Source organism: Occallatibacter savannae, assembly GCF_003131205.1.
Taxonomy (GTDB): Bacteria; Acidobacteriota; Terriglobia; order Terriglobales; family Acidobacteriaceae; genus Telmatobacter; species Telmatobacter savannae.
In genome coordinates this window covers 162,712-175,362 of sequence record NZ_QFFY01000005.1, presented here as the reverse complement: position 1 = coordinate 175,362, position 12,651 = coordinate 162,712, and the positions used below count along the sequence as shown (strand labels likewise).

Sequence of the window (12,651 nt, the reverse complement as noted above, 5' to 3'; positions counted from 1 at the left end):
CTCCTTCGCTACTTCGCTGTCTTCTCCGTTCGGAACATCGCGATCGCTTCAATCTCGATCAGGAGTTCGGGACGGCAAAGATGGGCTTGAATCCCTGTCGAGGCTGGCAGAGGATCAAGGCCCTGCTCGGCAAAGAACTTTGTGCGCTCTTCGTTGAAAGCTTCGTAGTCGCGATCGATATCGCGCAGATAGCAGGTCGTCCGCACGATGTCATGCCAGGTGCAGCCTTCGCTTGCCAACAGGCCCGTAATGTTGTCGTACGTTCGGCGAAGCTGCGCGCGGAAGTCGCCGATGTGCACGCTTTGCCCATGCTCATCAATCGAAGCGGTCCCTGAAATCAGAAGAATGGTGAGGCCGTTCAGGTCGATGCGCATGCCGCGCGAAAACGAGCTCGGCTTCGCGTATGCGTACGCCTCGTTCAGTACTCCGTGGTTGGTCATGGCGCGCTTCTTGACTGGCGCCTTGGCGATGGTTTCCAGAACTTCTGCAAGATCGATCATGGCGTTATAGCTCCTTATGGTTGACGTATCCCGTGGCTTAAACCCTTGGCGGTAGCGACCCATATGTCGCTCCCCTGGAAATCAATTCCCAGAATGTAGTTGTGTGCGGGCGCGGTGCTCACCTCTACCGGCGTAACCTGCGCGTCTCTGTCTCGGACCGTCATCTCTGGCTTGCCGCTAGTGAGAGACGGCCGGTAAACGACCCAGTTCACGCCGTCGTAGTACGCAAGCCCCTTGTCGGTCCCGAACCATGCGTGATTCGCGTCCACTCCCTTCACCACGTTGGTGAAGTTCGAAGGCAGTCCGCTGTCCTTCGTCAGGAAGTTGTGCCAGTTGCGGCCGTCGTAACGGCTGTCGCCAAAGTAGGTGGCCACCCATACAATCTTGTCCTTTTCCAGATAGCTCACCGACGTCGTGATCTCGTGTATGAGGCCCTGATCTCTAAAGAGGACCATCTCCGTTTCGCCATCCGGATCGTCGTACTTGTCCCACGTCTTCTTCTGCTGGTCGTACTCCAGCAGTCCGCTGCCCCACACGGCGAAATACACCTTGCTCGGAGTCGCAGAAACTCCGTATACCCAGATCTCCGCCATCGGCGTATTGCGCTCGTTGAAGAGCGACCATGCATGGGTGCGGAGATCGAACATACAAGCGCCGGCAGCCGTTGCCACCCACACGTGCTCGCCCTCTACCGACACGCCGTACACAACATCGTTGCTGAGGCCAGAATTCAGTTGGTTGAAACTGTCAATGCGGCCGCCCGAGATGCGGCTCAGCCCCCCCATGGTGCCGGCCCACACGTCGCCTGTCCGCTTGTCGAGCGCCAGCGACAAAACAGCGCGATGCGCGAGCCCATCCTTCGTGGTGTACGTCTTCCACTTCCCGTTTTCATAGAGCCCGAGGCCGTTCTCAGTCGCAGCCCAGATGCGATCCCCATCCACCAGCACATTGAACACGTGATCGTCCGGCAGCCCATTCGCTGTCGTGAAGTTCTCAAACCGGAACCGCGGCATTGCCTGAACCTGCGGCTTGAGATCCGATGCCGCAGCCTTTTTGATCCGCGGAGCTCCAATATGCGCCTGCGCCTGAACAGCGATGGCTGTGGGCGCCAGCAGCAATAGGAACGTTGCGACTTTAACGAAAGCTTTCATCGCGTCCTCAGGTATTCGATCAGGTCGTTAAGTTCGTCTTTAGTCAGGTCGTTTGTACGGCCATGCTTGTCCTCAGGATTGAAAACGGTCCAGATCTGTTCCAGCGTCTGCGCCGATCCATCGTGAAGATACGGGCCAGTGATGGCGATGTTGATAAGTTGCGGCGTATCGAGAAGACCAGTGTTATCGCTGGCCCTTTTCGTCCCAACATCGAAGGATTTCTGATTTGTACCCTTAGCCCCGCTGTGACAATAACCGCAGCGATTTCCCTCGGCGATCGGGTTGTGAAATTTGTCTGTCGTGCGATTGAACAGGGCTCTCCCGCGCTCCTGAGCCGCAGAAAACTCGCCGTTAGCCGGCCTCGATCGGTTCGGACGTGGCGGAAGGCTTCGTACGTAGACCACGAGATCGGTCAACGTCAGATCGTCATAGTTCTCCGCGCGCCAGAAGAACTTCTCCGTACGCGGCCCGCACTCCGTGGGCAGGTTCGGATTGCCACCGTTCCACTTGTACGGCTCGGTATCCTTCACCGCCTCGATCGGCCGGTTGTCGACGATGTCGCGTCCGAACCCGTCAGGCTCGAGATCCCACTGCAGCCCATCGAAGGTGGAATCGATATGGCAGTTTGCGCACCCGATCTGCCCCTGAAACGAGTAGCGCGCCGTATAGAACGTCTGCTCGCCATTGCGGAGAACGGAATTCTCTCTCGGCCCTGCAAGAGGGACAGTCGACGTGACTCTGTTCGTGCGCGTATCGATCACGCTCATCGTATCGTCGAGCCGGTTGGCGACCAGCAGCTTCGTACCGCCGCGCGCGAGCAGAGCGCCCCGTGGATCATGTCCGACCTTCACTCGGGCGACAACATAGTTAGCGCTGGCCGAAAGATCCGTGGCGTGCGACCCAGGATGCGCGTGAACGTAACGGAGCATCCGCGGCACATCGATGACCGTGACCTCTTCCGAGCCGCCGCATGTGACAAAGAGGCGCGACTTATCCGGCGTGATCGCGACACCAAACGGGCGAACCGAATAGCGCTCCAGTTCGTCCAGGGGCAGCTCGACAGGCTGGCCCACATCAGACCCGAACACGGTGATGCTGTCGGCAAAGGCACCGCCATGTTCCAGATGTGCCAGCGGCGGAAGGTTCTTCGGGTGCAGCCCTGCTGCTGCGCCAAGATTTCCATCAGCAGAAAACGTGACATGAAAGCCGTGCGCAATGTAGGGAAGAGCGATTCGCTCCGCAACCACAGCGCGCCGTACATCGATCACCGTTATTTCAGACTCGGGTGCGGTGCGGAGCGGCGTGAGATTGGGATAGACGTGCGTGACGTACAGCTTGCTCGCGTCCGGCGAGGCCGTGATGTAGCTTGCTCCTCGTCCTGCAGCCAGCCGCTTCTCTTCCATTCCAGTTCGGGCGTCAAGCACGGCAACATCGTTCGAAATCCGGTTCGCTACGTAGATGTATCTTCCTGTACGGTCGGCGACCACACTCGATGGCTCCGCGGAAACCGGCCAGGTTGCACTCACAGACAGGTTCTTCGTGTCGATTACGGAGATCGTGTCATCCCAGGAGTTTGCAACGTAGAGCAGCTCGCCATTGGCCGAAAGAGAGAGTCCGCGCGGCGAACGACCCACTTGGATCCGTTTCCTCTCCGCATATGTTGTGGCGTCCAGGACGCGAACCTCGCCGGTTCCTTGGCACAGCACGTACAGCTGTCGTCCGCTAAGAGAGAAAAGCATTTCCACGGGAGACGCATACTCGAGCACTTCGCCTGTCTGCGCTCTCGAGGTCGCGGCGCTCACAACAGTGCCGCTATCCTTCCATACGGCAATCGCCCAGCTACATACCAGCACCACCGCAGTCACGGCGGCAGCACGGGCGGAGCCTGAGCGAAGCAAACTCACTTCGGCTCCTCGATCGTCAGTACTCGATCAGCTTGCTGCTTCTCCAGAGTCTGCTCGCGGCCGCTCGGCCATTTGACCACGATCCTGTCAATCGTTGCCGCCTCTCCGAGCCCGAAGTGCAGCCGCGCCTCGTTCTGAGATAGGTAGCCCGACCCTGCCACGCGCTCCTGCAGTTCATGCTTCGGCCCTGCAAAAACCTCAACCTTAGCCCCAATGCCCTCGCGATTGCTTTTTGTGCCGACGAGTTTGATGGCCACCCAATGCCCGGTATTCGTTGAGACGTTGCGCACCAGCTTGCCTTTCGCGCCTAGGTTCACGAGAAACGCATCAACCTTGCCGTCGTTGTCGTAATCCGCAAAGCATGCTCCGCGCGCCACGGTGCGCTCGTTGATCACACTCCCCGCGGCTTCAGAAACATCGGCGAACTTCGCGTTGCCTAGCCCTTTAAAGACCGTATGCTCCTGCGGTATCAGATGGATCAGCCCGCCGTGAAAGATCAGCAGATCGAGCGCGCCATCATTGTCGAAGTCGTAAAGGCTGGTTCCCCAACTCACGTATTGCGCGTTGGCTTGCGACACTCCGTTGCTCGCCCCGATGTCTTCGAACGCCAGCTTGCCGGTGTTGCGAAGCATCCGGTTATAGTGGCCGTCGGAAACCCACAGGTCCAGCACACCCCGCCCCTCAATATCGGCGAACACCGGTCCCATCGATGAAGTAGACTCTCCGTTCTGTCCGTACGCAGTTCCCGAATCGTTCCCGATCTCCTCAAACGTCCCATCGTGCTTGTTGTGGAACAGGAAGTTTTCCGTGCGGTCGTTCGCGACATAGATGTCGTCCCATCCATCGCCATCTAAGTCGGCGGCAGTCACGCCCATTGTGCGGCCGATAAAGTTGCTGATCCCCGACTTTTCGCTCACATCCGTGAACGTCCCATTGCAATTGTTGTGGTAGAGCTTGTTGGTTTCGCCTTCGTAGTCGAGCGGACCCGGATAGTTATCAGCCGCATAGTAGGCGCGGTATTTCGGGTCAAATTTGACGTAGCGCCCCACGAACAGATCGAGGCAACCGTCTCTGTCATAGTCAAACCATGTGGAACTGATGGCCCAACCTTCCAACTCGATCCCAGCCTTGGCACTCACATCCGTGAAGTGGCCGTTCCCATCGTTGTGATACAGAATCGCCTTGCCGTACGCCGTCACCAGCAGATCGACCGAACCGTCGTTATCGTAGTCAGCGGCGGCAACTGCGATCGAGTACACATCCGGATTAAGGCCGGCCTTGTCCGTCACATCCGTGAAGTGTCCGGTTCCGTCGTTGTGGTACAGGTGATTGTGCGGAGCCGGAATAGGCTTCTGCTTCAGCGGATACGGATGCATCGAATCTTCGAGCGGCCGGCCATTTGCGATGTAGAGATCCGGCAGACCATCATTGTCGTAGTCAAACCAAACACAGCCCGCACCAGTTCCCTCGAGCAAAGACCCAAGCTTCGCCGAACCAAAGCTGTGCGTGAAATTGATCCCCGCCTTTTCGCTCGCGTCTTCAAACCGGATGAAGGCTTTGCCGGTCGCCGTCTCCGGACCGCCCGCCACATTTCCAGCAGTGGGCGGGCTCTGTGCTGCACTCATCACCGAGAAGAGGAAGCAGACCAACACCGTGCGCCAAAGCATCCTAGTTCCCTCCCCTTTGCGGCTGCTGCGAAGCCGTGCCCGTAAGATCCACCGGCATTGTCGTTCGCGTCAGAACAGCCGGCACGCGATTCTCCGGCGCATGCTCAGGGCCAGCGTGACAACCTACGCAATACCTCTGCTCGCCGCGGCGACTCCAGAACCAGCCGTGCTCCTGGCGGATAATTTCTCCTCTCGCGTCAAGAAGCGCGAACCGAATCGGTCGATCCGCCGGAGCCTTGACGAAGAAGGATCCATCCGCCTCGACCGGAGCAGTGCCCATCGTAACGGCGCGTCCGGAATCGTCTCGTGTCTCGAGCCGCACGCTCGCCGGAGCCGCAGTAAGCGGACCGTCGCGAGAAATTCGAGTGTCGAGCGCCAGAAGATTGGCGTAATCCCAGTCGTGCAAAGCAGAGGGATGTCGGCGCGGTCTGTTGCGTGCAGCCACGAGGACCGGATCAATCAGATTCGACCCGGTCTGCGCGAAGAAGGATCGCAAGCCCGGCGAGCCGGGCCTCCAGAGTTTCAGCGCAAAGCTGTCGGTCACAGATTTTCGCACGCTGAAGAGCCAGTCACCTGATCCGGCTTCGGCGATACGTCCCGCATAGTCAGCTGGCGGAGCGGGGATACCTTCTTCCTGAGCCATCGGTGAGCTGAATCGCGCGAGACGCGCGCCGTGTGTGAAAACCACATCACCCGAGGTAAGTTGATGGCCGCCATAACGAGCGTCCAATTCCTTCGTGGGGTGATCACACCGGTAAGACTCAACGCCCGACCCATCGGAGTACGCAAGGTATAGCTCGGGAGTTCCTCCTTCCCCCAGCGGGAACCCCGACTCGAAAAGAATGCGTCCGTCGGCCATAACATCCGAAGGAATGGCACTCACCGCCGCAAAGGAGATCGGAAAAGCCGTCGGCACTCCCTTGCCTTCAATCTCCTGTATCGCCTCGGTGTCAGCGAGACGCGCCGAGATCATCTGAAAATGAGCGCCGCTCTTCTGCGCATATACGAGCCGCCAGCCCGGCAAATACAGCGGGCGAATGGCATCGCTCGTCGACTCGCTGATGCGCCGTACCTTGCGATCAGACAGAGTAAGCTCGTAGATCTGCCACGCATCTCCCGCATCTTTCCTGCCGGAGAACAACACGGCCGAGCCATCAAACGAAACGCTCGCATCAGCGCTGCCTGCAAATCCGGGCAGCAGCGGCGTCGCCGTGCCGTTGTGGATGAGCAGTAGCCTCGCGCCGTGCGGGAATCGTTCGCCGCCGTGCACAGCAGCGAGTTCCTCGTAAATGGGAGCCGCCGTGACAATCACGTCTGCGCCAATCGATTGTGACGGAGGAGGCGCGAACCCACACGAAAAGCTCAGAATGCCAAGGCAGCCGACAGCATAATGCACTTTGAACCCGAGCTTCATCCAACTCTCCCCACAAGTGTGCGGTTCGCTGCTCCGCGAAGAGCGATGTAGGGCTCGAGCATTGCCATCATCCCGTCGAACTCGTCAAAGCTGAGCGACTGCTCCCCATCGCTCCACGCCTTTTCCGGTTGCGGATGCACTTCAACGATCATGCCGTCGGCTCCGGCCGCAACTCCAATGCGGGCCAGTGCGGGAACCAGTTCACGGTGTCCGCACGCATGACTGGGATCCGCGATGACCGGAAGATGCGAAATCTGCTTCAGCAGCGCAATAGCCGCCGGGTCATAGGTGTTGCGCAGAGCATTATCGAAGGTGCGGATCCCGCGCTCGCACAGAATTACGTTCGGATTCCCGGCGCCGATCGCCAGTTGCGCAGATCGCATTAGGTCTTCAACCGTGGCCATCATGCCGCGCTTCAGCAGGATCGGCTTACCTGATCTCGCCGCCGCCTCGATCAGTGTGTAGTTCTCCATGCTGCGCGAGCCGATCTGCAAAATGTCTGCATATTCGGCGACAAGCGGAACATCATCCTCGCTCATCACTTCCGTGACGATGGCAAGACCTGTCTCAGAACGCGCTTTCGCGAGCAGTTTCAGGCCCGCAAGGCCGAGTCCTTGAAACGCATAGGGAGAACTGCGCGGTTTAAACGCCCCGCCGCGGAGAACCCGGGCGCCCTGCTTGCGCACGTGGGCAGCGATGGAGAGAATCTGCTGCTCGGTTTCTACCGAGCAGGGACCGGCCATGGTGATGAAGTCGCTGCCACCGATCTCAAGATCCAACACCCGCACAACTGTCTGCTGGCGTTGTGAACTCTTCAGAACATCACTGGCCTCGGCAAAACGTTCCTGCCAACTTGCGCGCACCCGTATGCGCTCCATTCCGGGGAAGGCTCAGAGTAGCGCCGGCAGCGCTGGCCTGCCTCCATCCAAAGGTTGAGGAGCAGAATCAACAACTTGCCGCACCTCACACTCTGGTTCTAGACCCCTCTCTTATCACCTGTCTGTGATGGATAAACATGACGGGATCGTAGTCTGGAGCCTCGTTCAGTTGACCTGATCGAAACAGACGTCCGAACGTTTGTGACAGCGAATTCGCCTGCTTTTGATGAAATCACCCGATATCGCGCCGGAATTCCTGCCCGCGCGCTAGCGGCGGAGCGGAAAAGCCGAATTCCCGATCAAGAACTGCCGCGACCCCCACAGCTACTTCATCTTCAAAGGGTCGCGCGGCGATCTGGACTCCGATGGGCAACCCCTCGCCCCAGCGCCCTACTGGAACCACCGCCGCCGGCGCACCCAGCACATTAAACCACTGGGTGTAGCGAACAGAATCGAGATAACGAACGCGCTGCCCACCGATCATCCATTCGCGCTCGCCATGCTTCCAGGCCGGAACACTCGCCACTGGACAAAGCACAACCGGATAGTTGCGCATCTCTTCCAGCGTCTTCGCTCGAATCAGATCCATTTCGGCCCATGCATTGAGCAGTTCTCCAGCCGTAAGCGGACCAGACTCATCTGCGATGTCAAGAAACTCCCGGAAGATCGGGCTCAACCGCTCCCGCCTGCCGCGTACCTCCGGCTCGTAGAACATGGCTCCGCACTGAACAAAAAACGTCCACCAAAGCTTTCGCAACTGCTCAAGCGTACTCGGTCGGAACCGCTCCACTCGGAATCCAGCCTTTCGCAGCGCATCCGCCGCTGCGGTCACCGCCGCACGCGTTTCCTGCGTCACCGGCATCATGCCGTCATCTTCGAAAAATCCGACGCATTGAGTACGAAGATCATCTAGCGTCGGCCCGCGCCTTTGCACCGGAGGGCTCGATGGATCGGCATCGTCCTGCCCTCCGAGCGCCTCGAACATCAGTTGAACATCTTCCATGGTCCGTGCCATCGGCCCAATCGCACCCAATGTCGAAAAGGGCCCTACGCAAGGCGGCAGGTGACCCCGCCCCGGGAACCGTCCCGGCGTCGGCTTCAGCGAACAAATGCCCGTGAAGTGCGCCGGCACGCGAACCGATCCGCCGCTGTCAGAGCCCAATCCCGCGGCCGACATCCCCACCGCAATCGCCGCCGACTCTCCGCCGCTCGACCCGCCCGGCGTTCGCTCTAGATCCCAAGGATTCTTTGTCCGCCCATGTAGATCATTGGCCGTCTCATACGCCATCAGAAACTCCGGGCAATTCGTGGTGCCCAGAATCAACGCTCCCGCTGCGCGCAGCCGCGCCACAACGACCGCGTCCTCCCGCGGAATCTCACCCTCGTGATTGTGGCTCCCGATCTCGCATTTGTACCCCGCTGTCGCAATCGAAGACTTCACCGTGACAGGGATTCCGTGCAGTGGCCCGCGTGTCGCCTTCGGCTGCTCCTCGAGCCTGCGAGCCTGCTCGCGCACGCGTTCAGGGTCGAAATCCGCAAAAGCATTGAGCGCCGGATTCAGCCGCTCAATCCGCCGGATATGGGCTTCGGAGAGCTCCGCAATCGAGACCTCGCCAGCCGCGAGCATCCGCAACTGAGCAGTTGCAGGTTGCAGAACCAGATCGGTCATGGTTTCGTTCGCGCCGAGGCAGACGGACACGCCGGACTCGCAGGCCCGCAATTCGTGTCGTCCGCTGGAGTCGACGGCATCAGCTTGTAATCGAACCGGTACGAGCGCACCGGCTCTCCCGAGTCAAACCGGTCGTTGTAGTCCAGCTGGTAGTCGATCGCGGATGCGCCGTCCGGAAACTTCTCCGTCGCGGGATACGGATACTTACTCATCTCGTGGAACGGTAGCTGCGACACCGTAAATGGCATGGCGTCCCACCAGTCCATATCCTTCACATACCCGTTTGCATAGAAGAAGTAATCGCGCTTCCAGTCCGGCTTCAACGATGGCAGCTTCGACGAATCAAACTCGACGGCAATCTCTTCCCCGCTGCCGAAGATGGCGTAGCGATCGTCAATCCCCTTCACCAGTGCGGTCACGTCCCCGAGCCGCGTGTAGTTGCCGCGTTGATGCTGGAATGGCCCGGTGAGGCTCACGCGATCGTAATCGTAATCGAGATCGCCCGGGCTCTTCCCGTCGATCTGCGTCGGATAACCACGGAAGCGCTCCGTCGCCAGCGCCAAAGGCACATCCGTCGCGCGCGTTTCACCCTCAGGATTGTTATCGATCAGAACCTGATCCCAGAAGATCTCCAGATTCGAAACCAGCCGGATCTTCCGCGTTCCAGCCGCCAGCTTATCCGTCAAATCAACCACGATCGTGCGCTGCAGGCCGGCCGGGAATCCCGCCTCACCGGGAACTCTCTGCCACGACCCGTCCGCTCGCTGCGCTTCAACGTAGGGCGAGATAGGCTTGATGCCCGCCTGCCATGCCCCGTACAGCGAGCTTGCGCTGAAGTAATTCACATACCCGGTCATCAGCAGCCTGAGCGGCGCCTGAGTGTCTACCTCACCGAGATCTAGCGTCAGAGAGTGCGTGTTCGCAAATCCGTCGTACGGAGTAGCCGTGAATCCGCTCGCAAACCTGTGATCGCGGCGGCTCAGAATCTGCGTGACTTCATTCCCGATCCCATCCCATGCTGCAGCCGGCAGCCTTGCCGAGCGAGATGCCACCACCCGGCCCGAAGCAAACGGCGGGTCATCGAGGAACCTCTCGTCCGGGTTCACCTCCACATCCGCCGGATGATCCACCGCAACAAGCCGCAGCTCGTCGATGTAGTTCACCTCTTCCATCGGCTCAATGAAACGCATGCTAAGCTTTCCGTCAACCGGCGCAACCCGATCGCCGTCCACCTTGATCCACTCACCCGAATTTGGAATATTGCGGCGCGTCGGCGTGAACCAGTGCCCTACCACCGCCGCCCCGATAACATCCGTCACCAGCTTGTACTTGTGGCCATCCCATGCAAACAGAACCGGACACGAGCTTCCGCGGCGATCCGCCTCCTTCATCGCGATCACGGATGTGTGCGGCAGATCGATTTCATCCTGGAGGATGCCCGTGGGCCACAGAATGCGCAGCAGGTCAATGTGGTCCGCTGTGCCCAGGCCCGCAAGAATCTGAGGCGGGGCCTGCGTCGCCAGCCCCGATGCGCCGGCCAGTTCCCACTTCTGCCACTGCCCGTTGGCAAAGATCTCCACTTTGGACCCGAGCGCAGTCTTGTTGTCTGCATATCCGCCCAGGTCAAGCCGCACAAAGTGGTTCTTGTTCGCTCCCTGATTGCGCAGAAGAATCGGAGCAGCGTCCACCTGCGTCACCATCAAATCCGAAGCGCCATCGCCATCCACATCCGCCGCGATCAATCCGCGCGGAGCTTTCAACACCAGGCTGTCCAGCCCCAGCGCACGGCTAACATCCTCAAACGAGCCATCCCCTCTGTTGCGGAAGACCTTCGCGCGCGGCCCCGCGCCCGTCTGCACGATCGCGGCAAGGTCGATCCACCCGTCGTTATCGATATCAACTGCCGTCAGGCCCCACCCGCCTGTTGCACCCGCCAGCGGCAGCGCGACGCGCTCAAATCTACGCCCCCCATTCTGAGGATCCGCGACGTTGCGCCACAGCGTTACACCTGGCGCGCCGGCATGGGTAACCGCGATATCCATCCACCCGTCTTTGTCAAAATCGAGAACCGCGATGCCCTCCGTAGCGGAGAGTTTCTCGTTATACAGCGGCTGCTGCGGATACTTCCCCTCGCGCGGATTCACGAAGAGCACGGGCGCGGGCCCTTCACCCGTCACAGCAATGTCCACCGCCCGGTCGTTGTTGAAGTCCGTGAGTATCGATGATGCTGTCTTTCCCGCGCCACCCAGACCTGCAGGTTCCGTCCATTCAGTGAATGTCTTGTTGCCGTTGTTGCGCCACAGCACGTTCGACTCGTCGCCGTCTTTCAGAGCCGATCCCGTGATGAACAGATCGAGATCGCCATCGTGGTCGAAGTCGATGAAGGTGATCCCCGTTGAGTGGTTCCGTTGTCCGAGGCCCGCCTCCGCGGTCACATCCTCAAACTTCCCTTTTCCGAGGTTGCGAAAAAGGTGCACTCCCTCATCCGTCGCAACCGCGAGATCATTCAGATTGTCTGAGTCATAGTCGCCCACCGCGCATGCCACCGCGCGCCCCGAGAGCCCAAGCCCCGCAGCCGTCGTTTCGACATCTTCGAATGCTCCCCCTTTCGTCCGATGCAAAACGCGTATCGCCTTCGGGCCCGCTTGCGTCAGCACTAAGTCCATCTGCCCCGAGCCGGTCACATCCAGCATGCAGGCTCCGCCCGTCGCGGCGGTCGTTCCTCTCGGGCCCATGGTCTCCGCCGCCAGCTTCACCGGAATCATCGCTCGTTGCTTTTCCTGCGGCTCCTCTACTGGAGTCACGGTCGAGTAGTGCCCCTGCTCTCCATACGCCAGCCCGATCGCCGCCGAGATCTTCGTGCTCGTCATGTGCTGAAAGAGCTTGAAGTGCTCCTTGGCCCCTTCCTTGTCTCCAGTCGCCTGCAACGCTCGCGCCAGCGCGAACTCCGAAGAAGCATGCAGTGGCTGGATTGATAAGGCTTTCTTCAGCGCTTCAATCGCCTTGTCGAACTGTTTCAGCTCTCGATAGCACACCCCTTCAAAGTAGTAGGAATCCACATCATGCGGATCGAGCTTCACTGCCTGTTGAAAGCTCTTCAGAGCATCGTCAAGCTCATTGTCCGCGTGTTGCGCAAGCCCCAGGTTGTACCAGGCCTGAGGATTGTTGGGATCGAGCGCAATGGCCTGCTTCAACACTTTCTTGGCCTCATCGACCTTCTGCAGCGTCATCAACGCAATGCCCTCGTTGATCGCGGCCTGCGCAAGCTTGGGATCTTTCTGGAACGACTCCGCGAACGACTGCTCTGCCTTCTCCGTAAACTGCTGCCCCATCAGCGCGACACCGCGATTATTCAAACGCACCGCGTCGAGGTTGAAGTGCGCCTGCGCCTCGGCCGTAAGGGCGACAGCCAGGATGGAAAGTGTGAACTGCAGGGTCCGTCGCATAGAGTCGTTTGCCAAGTCTTAC

The 12,651-nt window shown here is 59.6% G+C and carries 8 protein-coding genes; all 8 read right to left on the bottom strand.

Annotated features, from left to right (window positions below; all coding sequences use genetic code 11):
- Nucleotides 1–8 precede the first annotated feature (8 nt).
- The 8 genes from DHV10_RS18640 to DHV10_RS18605 all read right to left on the bottom strand — a co-directional run bounded on the left by DHV10_RS18640 (nucleotide 9) and on the right by DHV10_RS18605 (nucleotide 12,644).
- Entirely contained in the window at nucleotides 9–500 is a 492-nt protein-coding gene (locus tag DHV10_RS18640; RefSeq protein ID WP_109487904.1) for a Rid family hydrolase, read from the bottom strand.
- Between the two features lie 14 nt (nucleotides 501–514).
- A complete protein-coding gene (locus tag DHV10_RS18635) occupies nucleotides 515–1,651 on the bottom strand; it encodes a ligand-binding sensor domain-containing protein (RefSeq protein WP_109487903.1) in 1,137 nt (378 codons plus the stop codon).
- Entirely contained in the window at nucleotides 1,648–3,555 is a 1,908-nt protein-coding gene (locus DHV10_RS18630) for a YVTN family beta-propeller repeat protein (RefSeq protein ID WP_162601659.1), read from the bottom strand. Before DHV10_RS18630 ends, DHV10_RS18635 begins: the two co-directional genes overlap by 4 nt.
- A complete protein-coding gene (locus DHV10_RS18625; RefSeq protein WP_109487901.1) occupies nucleotides 3,552–5,222 on the bottom strand; it encodes a CRTAC1 family protein in 1,671 nt (556 codons plus the stop codon). The genes DHV10_RS18630 and DHV10_RS18625 overlap by 4 nt, the downstream gene beginning before the upstream one ends.
- A gap of 1 nt (nucleotide 5,223) precedes the next feature.
- Nucleotides 5,224–6,636 carry an HzsA-related protein gene (locus DHV10_RS18620; RefSeq protein ID WP_109487900.1) on the bottom strand — a complete coding sequence of 471 codons (1,413 nt, stop codon included), beginning with the start codon at nucleotides 6,634–6,636 and terminating at the stop codon, nucleotides 5,224–5,226.
- Entirely contained in the window at nucleotides 6,633–7,514 is an 882-nt protein-coding gene (gene aroF, locus DHV10_RS18615) for a 3-deoxy-7-phosphoheptulonate synthase (RefSeq protein WP_109487899.1), read from the bottom strand. Before aroF ends, DHV10_RS18620 begins: the two co-directional genes overlap by 4 nt.
- Before the next feature lie 232 nt (nucleotides 7,515–7,746).
- Nucleotides 7,747–9,213, bottom strand: a complete 1,467-nt coding sequence (locus DHV10_RS18610) for an amidase (RefSeq protein WP_239461918.1) — start codon at nucleotides 9,211–9,213, stop codon at nucleotides 7,747–7,749.
- A complete protein-coding gene (locus tag DHV10_RS18605) occupies nucleotides 9,180–12,644 on the bottom strand; it encodes a CRTAC1 family protein (RefSeq protein ID WP_239461916.1) in 3,465 nt (1,154 codons plus the stop codon). The genes DHV10_RS18610 and DHV10_RS18605 overlap by 34 nt, the downstream gene beginning before the upstream one ends.
- Between the last annotated feature and the right edge of the window lie 7 nt (nucleotides 12,645–12,651).

Excerpts from the sequence above, each read along its gene's own strand:
- DHV10_RS18620 (WP_109487900.1), bottom strand. The coding sequence starts at position 6,636 with ATGAAGCTCGGGTTCAAAGTGCATTATGCTGTCGGCTGCCTTGGCATT.
- DHV10_RS18640 (WP_109487904.1), bottom strand. The coding sequence starts at position 500 with ATGATCGATCTTGCAGAAGTTCTGGAAACCATCGCCAAGGCGCCAGTC.
- DHV10_RS18635 (WP_109487903.1), bottom strand. The coding sequence starts at position 1,651 with ATGAAAGCTTTCGTTAAAGTCGCAACGTTCCTATTGCTGCTGGCGCCC.
- DHV10_RS18625 (WP_109487901.1), bottom strand. The coding sequence starts at position 5,222 with ATGCTTTGGCGCACGGTGTTGGTCTGCTTCCTCTTCTCGGTGATGAGT.
- aroF (WP_109487899.1), bottom strand. The coding sequence starts at position 7,514 with ATGGAGCGCATACGGGTGCGCGCAAGTTGGCAGGAACGTTTTGCCGAG.